The organism is Methanothermococcus okinawensis IH1 (assembly GCF_000179575.2).
Lineage (GTDB): Archaea > AGJL01 > Methanococci > Methanococcales > Methanococcaceae > Methanofervidicoccus > Methanofervidicoccus okinawensis.
The window spans coordinates 1,034,157-1,052,940 of record NC_015636.1; the positions used below are offsets into that span (position 1 = coordinate 1,034,157).

Here is an 18,784-nt window from a genome sequence, read left to right on the forward strand (position 1 = left end):
TTCATTAGCTTTAAAATACCCTAAAATAAAAAATAATAAAAAATAATAAAAAATAATAAAAAAATTATATAAATTAAAAAAATATAAAAATAAAAGAATTACGGTTATTTAACTCTTACATTCTCCTCATCATTCCTGCTCCACATCTTCTACCTCTTCCAGGACCACAACCTCTTCCCCCCTCATCTATTCTGTGGATATAGGTGCATGGAGCTCCGCAATATGGGCATACCTCAGGTTTTGGAACACCATAAGGAACTTCAATAATTTTGCCACATTTTGCACATTTAAATCTTTTCATATCTGTCATAATATCGCCTTTTAATAATTAATATAATTATTTATTCTTTTTTTAGAGATTTTTTTAAGTTGGCTATTTCTTCTTCTAAATATTTTTTCTCTTCTTCTAAGTATTTCAATCTATCTGATAAATCAGTTTCAGGAACTGTTGCAGGTTCATTATAGCCATATACCATTGCCGCAGCAGGAACTACTCTACCAGTTTCTCTATCCCTGTAATATGCATGTGGTCCAAGTCCGCATCTGCATGTTCCAACATATTCATATTTATCGTTTGATAAAGGAGCTCTTGCAACATAGCTATCTTCTGCATAACATCCTCTACCAAAAAATCTTCTACCAAAGAATCCTCTGCATCCAAATCCTCTTCCAAATCCAAACATTATTATCACCTTTTTAATTTTTTATATTTTTTAATTATAGTTATTATATTCAATATAACACATATGTGTTAAAATATATAAAGTTTTTGGATATATGTATTATATTGACACAACCATACATAATATTTTATATAATACATTCTTATATTTGTATATACAATTATATTATTGGTATTGAGCATTTATATTGTGAATAAAATAATAAATAAAAATAACAAAAAATAATTTTATATTTGATTTACAAGTATTTTAACAATAGTTTTGCCAGTTTTTCCATCACCAAATGGATTCTCCCAGTTTCCAGCGTTTTTTAACATTGATTCAATCCCATTTATAATTTTTTCCTTATTAGCACCAACTAAAATATTGCATCCAACATTTATTGTTTCAGGTCGTTCTGTATTGTCCCTCAATGTAATACATGGAACTTTTAAAATACAAGCCTCTTCCTGAACGCCCCCACTATCTGTTAAAATTAATTTTGCATTTTTTTCAAGCATTAAAAATTCTAAATATCCTACTGGTTTGATTATTTTTATGTTTTCATTTTTTAATTTATCAAATAAATTATATTCTTTTAACCTCTTTTTAGTCCTTGGATGAATGGGAAATATAATTTTATTTTTATCGTATTTTGTTGATATTTCAACTATTGCCTCGACTATACTTTTTAATCTTTCCCTATTGTCGGTATTTTCTGCCCTGTGAAGTGTTAATAAAAAATATTCATCTCCATTGGATAATAGTTTTACGAATTTTTTTATATCTTCCCTTCTCTCAGCAATTCCAATATTTTGGAGGGTGGCATCTACTATGGTATTACCCACAACAAAAATCTTTTCCTTAATACCCTCATTCAATAAGTTCTCTTTTGCAATATCCGTTGGAGCAAATAGATAATCGGATAAATGGTCAGTAAGAACTCTATTTATTTCTTCAGGCATGTTTTTATCAAAACTTCTTAAACCTGCTTCAACATGGGCTACTTTTATTTTTAATTTTGATGCTGCAAGAGCTCCTGCAAGAACGGTATTTGTGTCCCCCTGAACAATTACCACATCAGGCTTTTCTTTTATCAATACCTCTTCAATACCTTCAAGCATCTTTGCCGTTTGTTTCCCATGACTTCCAGAACCTACATTTAAATTATAATTTGGAATGGGGAGATTCAACTCTTTAAAAAAGATTTTATCCATATTTTCAGAATAATGCTGATTTGTATGGATGATAAAATAATTTATACTGCCAATGTCTTTGTAAATACTATTTAATTCTTTATAATTCTTCAATCTTTCCAATTCCCTTATGATGGAAGATAATTTTATTATTTCTGGACGAGTTCCAAGTATTACCCCAATTTTCATATTAGCACCAAATTATTTAACGTTCCATGTGGTTCCATCGCCTAATAACTTAACCTCAAATTTAGACTCTTTCCAAAGATTATGATTTAAAATATTTTTGGTATCTATTACAATTTTGTGTTTCATTAATTTGGATATTTCGTATATGTCCTCTTTTTCAAAATTTTTAAATTCGTCATGGTCTGTTAAGACTATAATACAGTCTGAACCCTTAATACAATCCTCTAATTTATTCAATGGATATTCAAATACCTTTGCATGGGGGTCATATATTGAAACATTAAAATCATTTGACAAAAGACATTCTATTATTTTTTTTGCAGGACTTTCTCTTGTATCATCCACATTTCCCTTATAGGTAACTCCAAAAATACTTACTTTTGGATTATTGATATTTAATTTTTTAAATTCCTTTACTATTAAATTGCAAACATATTTTGGCATATTGTCATTTAATTCCCTAGCCTTCTTTATGAGCTCGGCATTTTTAGATTTTTCCACTATAAACCATGGGTCTATACTTATACAGTGCCCTCCAACTCCAGGTCCAGGATTTAGTATATTTACCCTTGGATGCTTGTTGGCAAGATTTATGGCATCCCAAACATTAACTTTCATTTCAGTACATACCTTTGCAAATTCATTTGCAAGTGCTATATTTACATCTCTAAATGTATTTTCCATTAATTTTACCATTTCTGCTGTGGTTGAATTTGTTAAATATATATCTCCATCCACAAAAGATTTATATACCTCTTTTGCTAACTCCGATGACTCTTCATCTATACCCCCAACTATTCTGTCATTTTCCACGAGCTCCTTTAATATCTTTCCAGGTAGCACTCTCTCTGGACAGTATGCCATATGTATATTTTTATCAATTAATTTATAAATCATTTCTGTTGTTTTGGGAGGGATTGTGCTCTCTATTACCACAAGATTTCCGTCTTTTAAGTAGGGTTTTATACCATTAACAGCACTTAGAACATAGGTCAAATCGCACTTTGGGGTTTCATTATTATTATCTTTATTATTATTTTTATTATTATCTTTATTATTTTTATCATGGATTACAGGAGTTGGAACACAAATTATAAAGGCATCAGCCTCTTCAGGCTCTGTTTTAACATTTAAATTTCCAGAGTTTATAGCACCCTTTACAAGTGTCATTAAGCCCGGTTCATCAATTATTAATTCTCCGTTTTTTATTAATTCTACCCTTTTTTCATCAATATCTACCCCTACAACATAATAGCCATGATTTGCAAGCATTGAAGCTGTTGGTAATCCAATATAGCCTAACCCAATAACACAAATTTTGTTAATATTTTTCTGTTTAGTTCCAATATTCTCCAATTGTTTCATTTAATCACCAATATTATTAAAAATAATTTTACTATAATTTTACTAAATAATTTATTAAACGATATATTATGAAATTATGCGTATTATTATTATCATTATTGATTATATCAAAATTAAAGGGTATTGAAAAAATAAATAGATATGCATTAGATATATTAGCGTTATTCTTTGAACCTTATTCTTTGAAAAGTTTTTTAGCTAAGGTCTCTGCCCATGAAGCCTCCGTAACAACGCTTAATAATATTGTCATAAATGTTGCCACAAGTATAGAACCTGCAATCTCTTGTGCTGGCATGTATTTTAGGATTTCTTGTGGAATTATATGAGGATTTTTCATAATTTCAGCAGATACTGTTGCGGATAATGCAGCAGGAACTACTCCTCTTGGACCTTCCAATGCAAAATATAATCTCTCTTTTAATGGATTACTGGGCGGTAATGATGTTGCAATAAGCACACCCAATGGTCTGGCAATAAATATAGAACCTAATGCACATACAAGTCCAACAAACCAGTAGTTTGTAAGAATAGAAAGACTAATACTTGCCCCTAAAAATACAAAAATCAATATTCTTATTAATGTGGATAAATCCCCACAGAATCCAACTATATTCTCTACATTTTTAGATTGTTCAGGATATTTAGTGAGAGTATTACCAAGATAAAGACCCATTATTGCTACCGCCATAAATCCGCTTATCTCATAGCCTGCAATATATGGAAATATCACATCTCCAAAATACCACAATGCCATAGCCATACCAATAATAAGCGGTGCCACATATTCTTTAAAATCCCACTTTAAAATGGTCTTTTCAAATATTTTTCCACCAATAAAACCGAGTATTATCCCCCCAACTGCAAGACTTAAAAAATTGAGTATTGGATTAACAGCCTTGGCCAACCCCATCATTGCCAAAATTATAGTTGTAGCTACGATACCAAGTGGGTCATTAAATACACTTTCAGCTTCGAGAGTTATTGCTACCTCTGGATTAATGTCTGATTTAGAAAATATAGGCATTAATGTTGCAGGGTCAGTAGCACATGTTATAGCACCATATAAATACCCTATTGGATTAAAATACGGAATTTTAAATATCATATTGAATATAAGTCCTGAAACACCCAATGTACCAATCAACGCAATAGTATCCAATTTTAAAACGGTTTTTAAAACTTTTTTTAATACAATCCACCTCATTTCAAAGGCTCCTCCCAACAAAATAATTATCAACCCCATAGTGGCAACATATCCAAAAATGTCTTGGGCATAACCTGTGGAAATAATCCCTAAAAAAGGACCCACAATCAAACCATATATTAAAAGCAATGGAATATCAGGAATGTTTAATTTTTCCCCTATTTTTGCAATTATTGACCCGGATATTAGCAATAAGGAGATATATCCAATTATAATGGCTAATTCCATCTAAAACACCTTTTCTTATCATGTTTCCTTAAATATAGTTAAACAATAATATGGTAACATCTATTAAAATATATCTAAAACCTAATACTTATCGTGTTTTATCCTTCATATTGTAATTATATATGATATATATTTTTTAACATACATAACTTTCATAACTTCCATTTAAGTATTATGTGATAACGATAATAATATTTATTATAATAAATTATTTATTAATGATACATAATGATTAAAAACATAAAAAATAAGTAATAAAATAATAATATTATTTTATTAATCTTTTACTATAATAATAAGTATATTATAATCGATAGGATGAAATATAAATTAACCAATGTTAAAATGTTTTTAGATTTCTATATATAAATAACTATTAATAGTTATCAATATTCTGATTATATTAAATCGTTAAATATATATACACTAAATCCTTTTGGAATTATGATTTATCAATTATTATTAAATCTTGTAGGGTAAAAAATAATAAAATAATTAATAAAATAATAATATATAAAAATATGATGATATCATATAAATTATAATTAAAAGGTGAGCTCATGATATTACTCGTTAGTCCAAAAGATGTAAATGAAGCTATTGAAACAATAAAAGGTGGAGCTGATATTGTAGATGTTAAAAACCCACCAGAAGGTTCATTGGGTGCGAACTTCCCATGGATAATAAAAGAAATAAGAGAAATTACACCAAAAAACCTATTTGTTAGTGCGGCTATTGGGGATGTTCCTTATAAACCAGGAACCGTTGCACTTGCTGCACTTGGAGCTGCCATGAGTGGTGCAGACTATATAAAAGTAGGATTATACGGAACAAAATCCTATAATGAAGCTGTGGATTTGATGGAAAAAGTTGTTAAGGCTGTTAAAGGAGTAGATGAAAATAAAATCGTTGTAGCTGCTGGATATGCCGATGCTCATAGGGTTGGAGCAGTTGAGCCACTTATAGTCCCTAAAATTGCAAGGGATGCTGGATGCGATGTTGCTATGTTGGATACTGCTGTTAAAGATGGTAAAACATTATTTGACCATTTAAATGAAAAAATACTCGCTGAATTTGTTGAGGAAACCCACTCTTATGGTTTAAAATGTGCATTAGCAGGCTCCATAAAAAAAGAAGAGATACCTATATTAAAAGACATAAATTGCGATATTGTGGGAGTTAGAGGAGCAGCATGCACAAAAGGGGATAGAAATAATGGCACTATAAAAAGTGAGCTCGTAAAAGAATTATCAAAATTGTGTAAATAATATTATTTTTAATTTTTTAAGAGAAAAATAAGGTAATAAATATAAAATAATAAAATATAAGATAATAATATAATAGAATATGCCCCTGTGGGTTAGTCAGGACATGCTTGCGAACTGCGGATTCGCCGACCCGGGTTCAAATCCCGGCAGGGGCGTTATATATTTTTATTTTAAAAATATCCTAAATTTTTTATAATATTAAGGGGAATTATTAATTAAGTTAATTAAAATAAATATTATTAAATGTTAATTAAATAATATATACCCTAAAAATAATAAAGATAATTGACAGAATATAATTCTGGTGATATTATGATAGTATGGTATGGTCACTCCTGCTTTAAAGTAGATAATGTTTTAATAGACCCTTATGTTCCAAATCCAATGTGCAACATTTCCTATGATAAAATTATGAAAGATGTGGAAGTTATAGCAGTAACCCATGGACATTCTGACCATTTGGGAAATGCAGAATATTTGGCAAAAAAATATGATGTCCCAGTAGTCTCAAACCATGAAATATCCATATATTTATCTAACAAAGGCGTAAATGCAGAAGGTATGAATATTGGGGGAACTATATTTATAAATAATTCAAAATTAACAATGGTTAACGCAGAACATTCCTCAGATATTGATTTGAATACCTCTGGGGGTGTGGCATCGGGCTATATTGTAAATGATAGGGTATATCATGCAGGGGATACAGGGTTATTCGGCGATATGAAACTCATAGCTGAGTTATACAGTCCAGATATAGCATTGCTTCCAGTGGGTGGAAGATATACCATGGGTCCAGAAGAAGCTATAAATGCAGTTGAATATTTAAAACCAAAAATATTTATTCCAATGCATTACAATACATTTCCTGCAATTGAACAGGATGAACAAACTATTTTGAATTTAGTAAAAAAGGTAGAAGATATTGGAGTCGAAGTAATCATTCCTGAGATAGGAGCTCCTATTGAATTATAATATATATACTTTTACATTTATTTCTATCTTTTTTTATTTTACAATTTTAACATTGCCATTATCCAATTCAAAAGTCATTGCTTTTTCATTGCTACTATTATATATACCATTTAATAATGCCAATATACAAGCCTTAGTTCCATTTCTATCAGAACCTGCTATAACCATTATTTTGTAATTTGGATTATATGGATTTTTTATAACTTGAATAACCCCCCTATTTTTTCCAGGATTACTATTTGTTATAGGAATTTTTAAATTATTTTCTATCTTCTTTGTTATATTGTTAGATACAGGACCGCCTATTAATATAAAATTACTGTCCGTATTTAATATATTATTGCCTAAAACAACATTTGAAGCATAATAATGTGTTATATTGTTATATTCTTTTCCATTTTTATACAGGTGAAGGTTATCCCCATTTTTAACTACACATATATTGTTTCCAAGGCATTCTGTTCCATCAATATCCTCTTTTTTTATTTCATAATTATGTTTATAATCTACATCAAAATAGGTTAATCCATTTTTATTATTATTCGTCAATTTTATACTGTAATTAAATATATTAAAGTCTTTAAGATTTTCTGGATTTTTATATTTTAAGATGATTTCATTATTGTCAATTTTGACTTTAAAATTGTTATTCAACTCAAAATCTTTATTATTAATTAATTCAATCGTGTTATATATCTTGAATAAAAAGATATTGGTCTTCCCCTGTTTGCTCATATTTTTATAACATATCGCTATATTTGAATTTTTAATATTTACTAAATCTCCCTTAGTTATTCTTAAATCATTACATACTGGTTTTCCATTTTTAGATATATCCAATATTAATGCATTACCGTCAAAAGATATTGCCTTTAAAACAATCTTATAATTTTTATATTCAAATGATTTATTTGTGGATATATTTTTAACATCGTTGTAAAGGACAATCTTATCATCTGTACGATTTAATATCTTGTAGGTTTTGCCTAAAAACATTATATTATCATTACCAAAATTTTCACGATATTCAATATTTTTGTATTTAATATCGCCACTGGAATCTTTTTCAAATTTTATATATAACTCTCCCCTATTGTTATCTATTTTAAAACTGTTATTTGCAGGAATATTGTAATGTATATTTTCGCTTACCTTTATTGTGTTATTAACTATCTGAATTTTTTTGTAAGGATAAAATTCGTCCATAATCATTTTGGCATAAGGTGCATCTGGACTATCCTTATTTACAACAATCAACGGACTATTACTCAGGTCTATGGCAGAGCTCGACATTATTATTATAAAAAAACCTATCAATATTAATAATCCCATTTTCATTCTCATACAATCACCAAAATATTTATAACATTAACTTATACTTATGATTAATATTATATCATGATAATACATAATTATTATTTATAATTAATATAATTAACTTTAAAAGATTTAATATATATGGTGATATATTGAATAGTAAAAGCCATTTAAATAGGAGCTCCGATATTACTACAAAATCTGACTCCAAAACTTCTCAATTAAAGGAAAGGTTGATTTCTCTTTTAAAAGAAGTCCAGTGCGTAAAATTTGGTGAATTTGTTCTGGCTTCTGGAAAAACAAGTAATTATTATGTGGATATTAAAAAAGCCACCACAAATCCAAAGGTTTTAAAAACTGCTGCACAATTGATAAAATCTTATTTAAAAGATGAATTGAATGAAAATATAAAAATTGCTGGTGTTGAATTGGGTTCGGTTCCAATAGCCACAGCAGTATCTATCGAAACAGAAAAAGATTTGATTATTATAAGAAAAAAGGCAAAAGATTATGGTACTAAAAATAAAATCGAAGGAACATTGAATAAAAACGATAAAGTTGTTGTTGTGGAGGATGTCACAACCACAGGCGGAAGTGTTGCAAAGGCGGTAAATGAAATAAGAAAAAATGGAGGAATTGTTAAAAAGGTATTTGTAATAGTAGATAGAATGGAAGGTGCTGAGGAATATTTAAAGGATATGGGTGTTGAATTAATACCTCTTGTAAAGGTAGATGAATTAAAAAATTAACATTCATCCCTTTTTCCAATAATACTAAGTTTTCTCAATTTGTTGTAGAAATTGCATCCTTTAACAAAATAGGAGTAGGAATTGGATTTTCTTAAAATTATTTCATCTCCTTTTTTAGCCTCATCCTCAATATTTCCATCCACTACAACAAGTGTGGATTTTTTTAATACTTTTATTTTAATTTCTGAGTTTCCATCAATAACTATTGGGCGAGAAAACAATTTAAATGGGCATATTGGAACAATTACAAATGCATCAACCGAAGGCTCTAAAATTGGACCGCCTGCACTCAATGAATATGCCGTTGAACCTGTTGGTGTGGATACAATAAGACCATCTGCCCTAACATCCTCTACAAAGTTTCCATTTACATACACCTCAAAGTGAAGCATCTTTGCAGGACTTTTTGTTATTATAACCACTTCATTTAAGGCATCAGGAAGTATTTTTTGGAAATTATTATAATTATGTGAGTTATTAAAATTATTTTTATTATCTTTATCTTCACAACCGCTACTTAAAGAGTAATCTGCATGTTTAATCAATCCTGCACATTTTGTTCTCTTTTCAATTTCATAGTTTCCATTTACAATCTTATCTATTGCTTCAAATACTTTATTTTTATTAAATTCCGTTAAAAAACCTACTGTACCCATATTTATTGGAATTATTGGTATCTCATTACCATTTATAACTCGTGAAGCCCTTAAAACTGTTCCATCTCCACCAATAGATATTATATGGGATATATCATTTAAATCAGTCATAGGTTCGTATTCAATGGGTTTGTTATTATTACTAGTAATATTATTTTTATTATCCATATTATCATTATCTATATTATTATTACCTATATCCTTGCTCATGTTGTTCTGGTTATTGTTATTGCTGTTAATATCTTTGTTATCGCAGTTATTGTTGAAATTATTGATAATCTCGCATAGTGAAGGTTCCAGTGCATACTTAATATGTTTTGAATCCAAATATTTTATAACATCTAGGACTAAATTAAGGGCATCTCTTCTGTCAATCCTTGAAATAATGCCAAATTTTGTTGGTTTAAGCATCCATTTATTTCCAAATATTCCAACAAATTTTTTATGAAGGGCATTATTTGAGCATATAAGCGATGTTTTTTCATATACATTTAATCCCATATCGATTATTTTTCCATCTTTATCTGTGATTATACCCCCAGATTCCCTAAGAATCACATAACCTCCTGCAATATCGCATAATCTCGTAGTTTTATTTACATTTATGAATGCGTCTAAAGCCCCCCTTGCTACATAGCACATTTCCAATGCTGCGGAACCAAAAATTCTTATCCTTTTTACCATTCTATCCTTTATAAAATCAAGCGTATTTGTTGTTAAACCATAGGCAAAAACTCCAACAGAGGCATCTTTCAGATTTTTTATATTTGAAACATTTATTTTCCTTTTTTCTCTATTGGGACTTTCTATGATATATGCTCCTTCATTAACTTTTGCACAATAAATATCCCCCGTTGCTATATTATTTACTACTCCTACTTCTAAATCATTAATAGTCATACCACTTAACAGATTTTCATAAAAATCATCATTCTTATCATTTTCATCATAATCATTTTTGATATTATTGCAAGCTGATTTTTTCAAATGCCCCATGGCTATTGAAACTGAATATATCGGTATATCGTTTAAGGCATTGAATGTTCCATCGATGGGGTCTAAGACAATGACATATTCTGGAATGCCCTTTCCTATCTTTTTAAAACCTATTTCTTCACTTACAAGCAGTGCACTGCAATATTTTTCAATAGATTTTATAGCTATGTTTTCTGCTATTAAGTCTATTTTTTTAGTTGGAGTCCCATCTGCCCCAATCTTTACAATCTCATCGGATTTCTCCCATCCAATTAATGGTTTTACCCCTTTTTCAATATTTTCAGCCACTTTTATAACTATATCAAGCATATCCATCCTTTCACCAAAAAATTAGTTCTTACTTAACCACTCCTTCACACCAATATACCATTCATCCAAAAGTTTTTCCATGAGCTCCTTTACCTTTTCAAATTCAACAGTTCTATACATATACTTATAACCCACGGTTTCTGTAACTTTTTCTCTTTTAACCAATCCACAATTTACTAAACTTCTAAGTGCTTTTTGGACGGTTGTTCTGTCTTTACCAATTTTATCTGCTATATCATATACGGAAGCCTCATTTAACTCCATAAGTTCTAAATACACCCTAATTTCTATTTCTTGGAGCCCTAATATGCACCTCATTAAATCTTCAACAGTGAATTTTTGCATTCTCGTAATCATCAATTTATCCAATTTATCACCTTAATTGCATATATGATAATATTTAATATTTTAAGTTATGTTATATTAGATATTTTATAGATAAAATAAATAAAATAATTAATAGGAATAAACAATTTAATTTATAAATAAAATAATAGCATATTAAAATAATAAAAATATAAAGATAAAATAATAATTGTAAAAAAAATGTAAATAAAAATATAAAAAATATAATAAAAAATAAAGTGTTATTATGAACTGGAAAGGACATACAATATTGGGAATAATAATGGGACTGCCTTTTTTGTCATCTCCTGAACAGATTTTTTTGGTTGTTGCCGGAGCTCTGTATCCAGACTTAGACCATAATGTAAAGTCTGAGATTGTGAAGAGAGGTATATATTTTTCAGGAGTTCTTATTCTTATAGATTTTCTGGTTTATATATTTAAACCTCAGTATTTTGATTTGGGTCTTTTTGTCGGAGCAGTTTCTATATTGTTGATTTATTTAATTCCTTATTTTGCAGAACATAGGGGTATTACCCACACATTTTTAAGTTTAGTAGTAATTTCTCCAATATTAGGATTTTTAGCTTATAAACTATCTATAATATCTCCTATAATTGCAGGAATAATTGCCTTAATAATGGTTACAAATGATAAGCTTCTCGGTAAAGTAATAGCAATATGTGTTTTTGTTTGGATAGGTGTGTATTTAATCATTTCGGAAGTAAATCCTCTTATAACTTTTCAGGGGATGTATCATTACATTATACCCATAGGATTGGGATATTTATCCCACATAGTCGGAGATAGTCTAACCCCTGCTGGATGTAATGCATTATATCCTTTAAATTATAAATTTCATAAAAAAGAAGCAGTAATAATTATGGTTTTATGGTTTTTAGTTGTAGCTTATTTTATATGGAAAAAAAATATATTTTAAGAATATATTATTATTTAAATGTTTTGAGAGATGTTTCCCATATTTAGTTTTATTATTATATTATTTTATTTCAACGGCATGGGCACATTTTTTAGCGTTTTCTCTTGCAGTTTCAATATCATCAGCAGACGCCAATGCAACTCCCATCCTTCTCCCAATCTTTGCCAATGGTTTTCCAAATATTCTTATCTTTGTATTTGGCACCATCATAGCGTCCGAAATATCGTATTGTGGAGCCCATTTATAAATATCTGATTTTATTACATGACTTGCTCCGGGAGTTATTAATTTTATATCAACAGGAAGTCCCAATATACTTCTAAGATGTATCTCAAACTCACTCATATTTTGGGTAATCATAGTAACCATCCCTGTATCATGGGGTCTTGGTGAAACTTCGCTGAATATTACTTCATCTCCTTTAACAAATAGTTCCACGCCAAATATACCGCGACCTCCAAGCATGCTTGTTATTTTGTATGCCATGTCCTGAGCTCTTATTAAAGTTTCCTCACTCATGGGATGGGGTTGCCAGCTCTCATGATAATCACCATCTATTTGAATATGTCCAATAGGGGGACAGAATTTAATTCCCTCTTCGGTTTTTGCAGTTAAAAGGGTAATTTCATAGTCAAATTCTATAAATTCCTCAACTATGACCTTTGTTCCGATACCTCTTGCGGAGCTCGTAGCATGATTCCAAGCTTTTTCAATATCTTTTTCTGATTTAACAATACTCTGACCTTTTCCAGAGGATGACATTATAGGCTTAACAACGCAGGGCATACCAATTTTACTTACTGCATCCTTTAATTCATCCAATGATTCTGCAAATTCATATTTGGCAGTTTTTAAATTAAGCTTTTCAGCTGCCAATCTTCTAATGGCTTCCCTATCCATTGTAATTTTTGTAGCACTAGCATTTGGAACTACAATATTTCCAAATTCTTCCATTTCTATGAGAGTTTCAGTATTTATTGCTTCTATCTCTGGGATAATATAATCAGGGACTTCTTTTTCAATGATTTCCCTTAGGGCGTCTCCGTCCTTCATATCAACGATATAACTCCTATGTGCAACTTGCATTGCAGGGGCATTTTGATAACTATCCACTGCAACACATTCTATACCTAATCTTTGAGCCTCCAAAATTAATTCTTTACCGAGCTCACCACTACCTAACAACAATATCTTAGTTGCATTTGAAAAAAGAGGGGTTCCAATTATCATTATTTCACCAAATTATTATTTTATTATAATTATAAATATAATTTAAATATTATAAATATTATTAATTAATAACACCAGTATAATATAAAAATATATAAATATATAAAACATTGAAATTTAAAATTATTTTATTTTTATTTTTTTAATTTATTATTTATTTTATTTTTATTATTTTATATTTTATTATTTTAATTTTTAATTATTTATAATAATATTTTATTATTTTTTAGTTTATTCTATATATTAAATGGATATTTCATATTTTTTATTTACTTAACCTATATGACCTTATTATTACTCCTTATTTATTATTGGAATTAATTTTGGATTTATTGTGTTATTTTCGATTTCAATTTTCATGATGGTTTTAAGTGGAAACCTTGGAACTGTTGGACTTCCAGGATTTAATAAAAGGATTTTTTTGTTTAATTCAGATATTTCTATTTCTTTTATAAGGGGAACATGGGTGTGTCCAGATATAAGAACATCCAAGCCTTTTTCTAAACTGTAATATTTCATCTTTAATAAATCCCCTCTTGGATGGATTATATCTCCATGAATTATGCCTATTTTAAAGTTATTAATATTTAAAATCTCTTCCCTTGGAAGTTCTAAATAATCCATATTTCCTTTAACTGCTATTGTATTTGCTATGTCATTTAATTCATTCAAAACAGATTTTGAAGTAATATCTCCACAATGAATAATTAAATCTACATTTGAAAATTTATCCTCTATCTCTTTTGGTAATTTGTCTGCCCTATCCCCTATATGTGTATCTGAAATAACTCCTATAATCAAATTATTCCCTCCTATTCTTTAAATATGGGCATGTTAAGTTAGAGATATGCTAAATAATAGGCTATATAATATTATCCATTAATATCTATGTATTGTATTGCTAATATAATATAACTAATTTAATCGTAAAATAATAATTTCAATAAAATTTTTTATAAATAAAAATAAAATTAACCAGATATCCAAAAATAGTTAAATAAATTTGATAATAATCCATATATCTCATATGAATTTATTTATATACCAATAAAAAGTGGCTTCCTTGGGGTGGGTATGAGCTCCCCCTGCTCATCTGCCCCAAGTTCTACTCGATTCCGCTACCCTGTGAGCGTTAGCGTCCCACCTACCGCTGCTCCCTTCCGGGCCTGACGGGGTTCGGTGGATTAAGGAGGTTTGCCCACTCCTTACAGAGTAGGTTCCTCCACCGCCTTACCCCACAGGACGAAATGTCAACGCAGAACTTGGGAATGAGCAGGAGGATGCCCATACCGCCCCCAAGTTTTCGGCTCCCGCATAAGGCGATTTCGGGTTACAGGGGACGCCTAACCCCCCAGCCTAGCCAAACTATTATTTATATTTAATGTATATATACTTTACGATTTTTACATTTTTCATTTTATTATTTAAATTTTCATTCTTATTTAATATCTTTAATATAATTAAAAAGGAAAATATAAATATGTGATAGTATAAAATTAAATGTATATTAATTTATATTATAATCATATTATAGTTATATTTTTTATACAGTAAGAAGGAGGATAGTATGAGATTGGTCAATGAAGCATTGTCAAAAAATAACAACGAATTATACAATAAACAAATGTCAAAAGATGATTTTGGAAATGCCAGTATTATTGTAGTAGGTTGCGGAGGTGCAGGAAATAACACAGTTCATAGACTTATGGAGATAGGTATTGAAGGTGCAGAAACTATCGCTTTAAACACCGATAAACAGCATTTAGAGCATATAAACGCTGATAAGAAAATTTTAATTGGTTCCACATTAACAAGAGGACTTGGAGCAGGAGGATATCCTGAGATTGGAAAAAAATCAGCTGAGCTCGCAAAAAATGTTTTGGAAGATGTTTTAAAAAATGCAGATTTAGTATTTGTCACTGCTGGAATGGGTGGTGGAACAGGTACTGGTTCTGCACCGATTGTAGCTGAAATAGCAAAAGAAAATGGTGCAGTAGTTATTGGAATGGTAACTTATCCTTTTAAGATAGAAAGGGCAAGATTAAAAAAGGCTGATGAAGGTCTTGCGAATTTAACAGAAAGATGTGATACAGTTATTGTAATTGACAACAACAGACTTGTTGATTTTGTGCCAAATTTACCCATAAATGAAGCATTTAAAGTTGCAGATGAGATAATAGCTCAGGCAGTTAAAGGCATCACTGAAACTATATCAAAGAAAAGCTTAATAAATATAGATTATGCTGATGTAAGGTCAATTATGACCGACGGTGGAGTGGCAATGATTGGCGTTGGTGAGGTAGATTATGAGACAAAAGGAGATAGGGTAGAAAAAGTTGTCAAGGATACATTAAGCTGTCCTCTTTTGGATGTTGATTATAAAGGTGCCACAGGAGCTCTGATACATATTACAGGAGGTCCCGATTTAACACTTGGAGAAGCTAACAGAATAGGTGAAGGCATCACTGAAAATATGGAACCCAGTGCAAATGTAATTTGGGGTGCAAGAATTGACCCAGCTATGGAAGGTTGCATTAGAGTTATGGCTATAATAACTGGTGTAAAATCTTCAAGTATATTTGGAAGTGGTGATATGCCGAGAAGAAGAATAATTCCTAAATCTTCTCAAAAAAGTAAATCATTAGGCATTGACTATATTGTATAATTTCCCACCTAATTTTTACATGTATATTATGCCTATCCCCTAATTTTTTATCCTTTTAATTTATTATATTATCATTACCCCTTTATATTACTGAATGTATGTTTTATAATTTATCACTTATAGCCATTATTACCTATTATTAACTTAATTATAAACTTAAACGATAATAATATTTATTTTAAGATTTATTACCATAAAACTTATTTTGTGAAACCATGAAAGTGCATGAGAGGCTTTTATTAAGCTTGGATTCAAATAGATTTATAGATGAATTTAAAAAAATTCTACTGGAACTTAATATACCGTTAAAGGAATTTTCCGAAATATCAGGTATTCCATATAGCACACTTTATAAAATAGTGCAAGGTAGGGATTTTAGGGTATCAACCCTCAAAAAAATTATAGATACTATAAAGGAATTTGAGAAAGGTAAGGATGAAATTGACAAAATAGCTGTTATTGCTGCTAGACCTTCATTAAATAAAATAAAAACCAAAATATATTCTGTGAATGGTAAAGATTATCTATTAAAAGAATATCCTGCAAATTCCTTGGAGGAATGTATTACTGCGTCGATACAGGCAGAAAGGGAAGGAGTTAAGGCTATAATTTGTGCCCCTATTGTAAGTTCAAGCATTGAAAAGGTAGTAAGAGTCCCCGTTGCAGTTGTAATACCCGAGAAGGATGCTTTTATGAATGCTCTTGAAATTGTTGCAAATAAAATATAAAAAAGTAGTATATTATAAAAAATATAAATATAAAAATAAATATTACCGTGTATTATAACTTTGAAAGTTTTAAATAATTTCCCATATCTTCAATAACAACCTGTCCATTTTTTCATTCAATAGTTATTTTAGTTATGTTATTGTCGATATCTTCATTGCATTTATTTAATCTATCCATCATATTGTTTGAAGCACAGTATATTGTTAATGCTATATTTCCTACATATTCTTCAACAGATGAACGAATAGGGACTATAATTAATCCCTCTTTATCCATTAACAGTAAATCTTCCCTATGTTCTTTTTTGTTTATTATATTATCTGATTTAACTTCGCACATGTTCATACCTCTTTATTTATCTTTTTTTATTTTTTCCATCTTTTTTTTAAAGTGTTTTTTGATAATTGAAATATTTAAAAAAGATATATATGATTTATAGAACATTTTTAGACATATTGATAAAACAGAATATATTAATTAAAACTAAAAATAAATAAAATTAATGATATAAAAATTAATAATATATTTAAAATTTAATATTCTCATAAATGGTTTTCCATCTTACAAGTTGAAAGCCCATAAGAGCTCCGATTGCTGATGGTATTGCACAATCAAAACCAAATATCTCTGTGCATAATATTGCAGAAGCCAATGGCACATTTGCCATAGCAGATAAACTTGTTGCTATGCCAACAACAACAAAAGGCACGAGGGTATGAGCTCCGATTAGTGTTCCATACAGAGCTCCTGCTGAGGATCCAATAACAATAGATGGTATTACCAACCCACCAGGCGTTCCAGAGCCAACGGTAAATGAGGTTGTAAATATTTTTCCAAATAAAATCAAAAAAAGGGCTACTATACCATATTTCAATGTTAAAAATTGATGCACCAACTCAGCACCTAAGCCCAATGACTGTGGAATAAAATATCCAATGGATGCAACAATACAGCCACCTATAAATGATTTTAAATATTGAGGATAGGGCAATTTATTAAAAAAGGTTCTTACAATATCAAAAGTATGAATGTATATATAGGACATAGCACCGCAGAAAATGGCACATAAGAATATATTTGGAAGATTCAATATGGTGATATGGTAAATAGGGGGAGTAAATAATCTCTCCTGTTTAAATATCCAAAAAAATGATAAATATCCAAAAATACTTGACATTATTGCTGGAAAGCACGATATATATTCAAATCCCTCTCTCTTTACAATCTCTGCTGCAAATATTGCAGAACCAAGTGGAGCACATAAATCACCGCTTATTCCACCTGCAATACCACTTATAAAAAGTGCCTTTCTGTTTTTTAATTTAAATTTCTTAAATATATAATCTGCAAAAGAGGCACTAGCCTGAATGGACGGACCAACCTTCCCCCCACTTCCTCCAACACCTATTACAATACCTGATATAATTACCTTTAAAAATCCAATAAATGGATTTAATAATATTTTGTTATTGTATGCATTTAATGTTCTATCTACGCCAGGACCTTTTAAATAAGGATATCTATCTACAAGATACCCTGCAAATGCAAGGACAATTGGAATAAGATATATGTTATTATGAGATAAATGGGATAATAAAATAATAATTTTTGTAATGATAATAGAACTTAGACTACCAACTACCCCAATAATTGCCGATATTATTGTCCATTTAAAAATATGTTTAAATACATTTAAACCCTGTTTTCTATCCATGCCCATCCCCAAAAATTAAATAAAGCTAATAATTAAATATTTTTTAT

Annotated in this window: 18 protein-coding genes, 1 tRNA gene and 1 other RNA gene; 7 read left to right on the forward strand and 13 right to left on the reverse strand. The window is 29.6% G+C overall.

Annotation, left to right across the window (positions count from 1 at the left end; genetic code table 11):
• Positions 1 to 115: 115 nt before the first annotated feature.
• The 5 genes from METOK_RS05180 to METOK_RS05200 form a co-directional block, all read right to left on the reverse strand.
• Entirely contained in the window at positions 116 to 310 is a 195-nt protein-coding gene (locus METOK_RS05180) for a hypothetical protein (RefSeq protein WP_013867167.1), read from the reverse strand.
• A gap of 31 nt (positions 311 to 341) precedes the next feature.
• Entirely contained in the window at positions 342 to 683 is a 342-nt protein-coding gene (locus METOK_RS05185) for a hypothetical protein (protein WP_013867168.1), read from the reverse strand.
• 227 nt (positions 684 to 910) lie between these two features.
• Entirely contained in the window at positions 911 to 2,047 is a 1,137-nt protein-coding gene (wecB, locus tag METOK_RS05190; RefSeq protein ID WP_013867169.1) for a non-hydrolyzing UDP-N-acetylglucosamine 2-epimerase, read from the reverse strand.
• Between the two features lie 12 nt (positions 2,048 to 2,059).
• Positions 2,060 to 3,412 (reverse strand): nucleotide sugar dehydrogenase, encoded by a 1,353-nt coding sequence (locus METOK_RS05195; protein WP_013867170.1) that lies wholly within the window; start codon positions 3,410 to 3,412, stop codon positions 2,060 to 2,062.
• Positions 3,413 to 3,587: 175 nt separating this feature from the next.
• Positions 3,588 to 4,844, reverse strand: a complete 1,257-nt coding sequence (locus METOK_RS05200; protein WP_013867171.1) for a cation:proton antiporter — start codon at positions 4,842 to 4,844, stop codon at positions 3,588 to 3,590.
• 560 nt (positions 4,845 to 5,404) lie between these two features.
• Between METOK_RS05200 and METOK_RS05205 the strand changes: the two genes are divergently transcribed.
• The 3 genes from METOK_RS05205 to METOK_RS05215 all read left to right on the forward strand — a co-directional run bounded on the left by METOK_RS05205 (position 5,405) and on the right by METOK_RS05215 (position 7,087).
• On the forward strand, positions 5,405 to 6,112 hold the full coding sequence (locus METOK_RS05205; protein ID WP_013867172.1) for a (5-formylfuran-3-yl)methyl phosphate synthase: 708 nt from the start codon (positions 5,405 to 5,407) through the stop codon (positions 6,110 to 6,112).
• A gap of 81 nt (positions 6,113 to 6,193) precedes the next feature.
• Positions 6,194 to 6,267, forward strand: a tRNA-Arg gene (locus METOK_RS05210).
• Positions 6,268 to 6,424: 157 nt separating this feature from the next.
• Positions 6,425 to 7,087 (forward strand): metal-dependent hydrolase, encoded by a 663-nt coding sequence (locus METOK_RS05215; protein ID WP_013867173.1) that lies wholly within the window; start codon positions 6,425 to 6,427, stop codon positions 7,085 to 7,087.
• 33 nt (positions 7,088 to 7,120) lie between these two features.
• Here the strand turns inward: METOK_RS05215 and METOK_RS05220 are convergent, their stop codons facing one another.
• Positions 7,121 to 8,431, reverse strand: a complete 1,311-nt coding sequence (locus METOK_RS05220) for an S-layer protein (protein WP_048057898.1) — start codon at positions 8,429 to 8,431, stop codon at positions 7,121 to 7,123.
• Between the two features lie 161 nt (positions 8,432 to 8,592).
• On the opposite strand from METOK_RS05220, the gene pyrE reads away from it, so the two are divergent.
• Positions 8,593 to 9,153, forward strand: coding sequence for an orotate phosphoribosyltransferase (gene pyrE / locus METOK_RS05225; RefSeq protein WP_048058055.1), 561 nt, complete (start codon positions 8,593 to 8,595; stop codon positions 9,151 to 9,153).
• On the opposite strand, the gene METOK_RS05230 is transcribed toward pyrE, so the two are convergent.
• A complete protein-coding gene (locus METOK_RS05230; RefSeq protein WP_048057899.1) occupies positions 9,150 to 11,120 on the reverse strand; it encodes a bifunctional NADP phosphatase/NAD kinase in 1,971 nt (656 codons plus the stop codon). The genes pyrE and METOK_RS05230 overlap by 4 nt on opposite strands.
• Before the next feature lie 15 nt (positions 11,121 to 11,135).
• Positions 11,136 to 11,471, reverse strand: a complete 336-nt coding sequence (locus tag METOK_RS05235) for a helix-turn-helix domain-containing protein (protein WP_013867177.1) — start codon at positions 11,469 to 11,471, stop codon at positions 11,136 to 11,138.
• A 235-nt stretch (positions 11,472 to 11,706) separates the two neighbouring features.
• Between METOK_RS05235 and METOK_RS05240 the strand changes: the two genes are divergently transcribed.
• Positions 11,707 to 12,399, forward strand: coding sequence for a metal-dependent hydrolase (locus METOK_RS05240; RefSeq protein ID WP_013867178.1), 693 nt, complete (start codon positions 11,707 to 11,709; stop codon positions 12,397 to 12,399).
• A gap of 60 nt (positions 12,400 to 12,459) precedes the next feature.
• On the opposite strand, the gene purT is transcribed toward METOK_RS05240, so the two are convergent.
• From purT to ffs, 3 genes are all read right to left on the reverse strand, one after another.
• Positions 12,460 to 13,626, reverse strand: a complete 1,167-nt coding sequence (gene purT / locus METOK_RS05245; protein ID WP_198005249.1) for a formate-dependent phosphoribosylglycinamide formyltransferase — start codon at positions 13,624 to 13,626, stop codon at positions 12,460 to 12,462.
• 297 nt (positions 13,627 to 13,923) lie between these two features.
• Positions 13,924 to 14,430 carry a YfcE family phosphodiesterase gene (locus tag METOK_RS05250; protein ID WP_013867180.1) on the reverse strand — a complete coding sequence of 169 codons (507 nt, stop codon included), beginning with the start codon at positions 14,428 to 14,430 and terminating at the stop codon, positions 13,924 to 13,926.
• A gap of 250 nt (positions 14,431 to 14,680) precedes the next feature.
• Positions 14,681 to 14,996: signal recognition particle sRNA (gene ffs, locus METOK_RS08465), an RNA gene on the reverse strand.
• Between the two features lie 200 nt (positions 14,997 to 15,196).
• Between ffs and ftsZ the strand changes: the two genes are divergently transcribed.
• Both ftsZ and METOK_RS05260 read left to right on the forward strand, forming a co-directional pair.
• Positions 15,197 to 16,294, forward strand: coding sequence for a cell division protein FtsZ (gene ftsZ, locus METOK_RS05255; protein ID WP_013867181.1), 1,098 nt, complete (start codon positions 15,197 to 15,199; stop codon positions 16,292 to 16,294).
• A 215-nt stretch (positions 16,295 to 16,509) separates the two neighbouring features.
• On the forward strand, positions 16,510 to 17,022 hold the full coding sequence (locus METOK_RS05260; RefSeq protein WP_013867182.1) for a helix-turn-helix domain-containing protein: 513 nt from the start codon (positions 16,510 to 16,512) through the stop codon (positions 17,020 to 17,022).
• 112 nt (positions 17,023 to 17,134) lie between these two features.
• On the opposite strand, the gene METOK_RS05265 is transcribed toward METOK_RS05260, so the two are convergent.
• Both METOK_RS05265 and METOK_RS05270 read right to left on the reverse strand, forming a co-directional pair.
• Positions 17,135 to 17,362, reverse strand: coding sequence for a hypothetical protein (locus METOK_RS05265; protein WP_013867183.1), 228 nt, complete (start codon positions 17,360 to 17,362; stop codon positions 17,135 to 17,137).
• A 187-nt stretch (positions 17,363 to 17,549) separates the two neighbouring features.
• Entirely contained in the window at positions 17,550 to 18,737 is a 1,188-nt protein-coding gene (locus METOK_RS05270; RefSeq protein ID WP_013867184.1) for a chloride channel protein, read from the reverse strand.
• Positions 18,738 to 18,784 lie beyond the last annotated feature (47 nt).

Coding starts and splice junctions, on each gene's coding strand:
- METOK_RS05195 (WP_013867170.1), bottom strand. CDS start 3,412: ATGAAACAATTGGAGAATATTGGAACTAAACAGAAAAATATTAACAAA.
- METOK_RS05230 (WP_048057899.1), bottom strand. CDS start 11,120: ATGGATATGCTTGATATAGTTATAAAAGTGGCTGAAAATATTGAAAAA.
- METOK_RS05180 (WP_013867167.1), bottom strand. CDS start 310: ATGACAGATATGAAAAGATTTAAATGTGCAAAATGTGGCAAAATTATT.
- METOK_RS05200 (WP_013867171.1), bottom strand. CDS start 4,844: ATGGAATTAGCCATTATAATTGGATATATCTCCTTATTGCTAATATCC.
- METOK_RS05265 (WP_013867183.1), bottom strand. CDS start 17,362: ATGTGCGAAGTTAAATCAGATAATATAATAAACAAAAAAGAACATAGG.
- METOK_RS05270 (WP_013867184.1), bottom strand. CDS start 18,737: ATGGATAGAAAACAGGGTTTAAATGTATTTAAACATATTTTTAAATGG.
- METOK_RS05185 (WP_013867168.1), bottom strand. CDS start 683: ATGTTTGGATTTGGAAGAGGATTTGGATGCAGAGGATTCTTTGGTAGA.
- wecB (WP_013867169.1), bottom strand. CDS start 2,047: ATGAAAATTGGGGTAATACTTGGAACTCGTCCAGAAATAATAAAATTA.
- METOK_RS05240 (WP_013867178.1), top strand. CDS start 11,707: ATGAACTGGAAAGGACATACAATATTGGGAATAATAATGGGACTGCCT.
- METOK_RS05205 (WP_013867172.1), top strand. CDS start 5,405: ATGATATTACTCGTTAGTCCAAAAGATGTAAATGAAGCTATTGAAACA.
- METOK_RS05215 (WP_013867173.1), top strand. CDS start 6,425: ATGATAGTATGGTATGGTCACTCCTGCTTTAAAGTAGATAATGTTTTA.
- ftsZ (WP_013867181.1), top strand. CDS start 15,197: ATGAGATTGGTCAATGAAGCATTGTCAAAAAATAACAACGAATTATAC.
- METOK_RS05220 (WP_048057898.1), bottom strand. CDS start 8,431: ATGAGAATGAAAATGGGATTATTAATATTGATAGGTTTTTTTATAATA.
- METOK_RS05235 (WP_013867177.1), bottom strand. CDS start 11,471: ATGATTACGAGAATGCAAAAATTCACTGTTGAAGATTTAATGAGGTGC.
- METOK_RS05260 (WP_013867182.1), top strand. CDS start 16,510: ATGAAAGTGCATGAGAGGCTTTTATTAAGCTTGGATTCAAATAGATTT.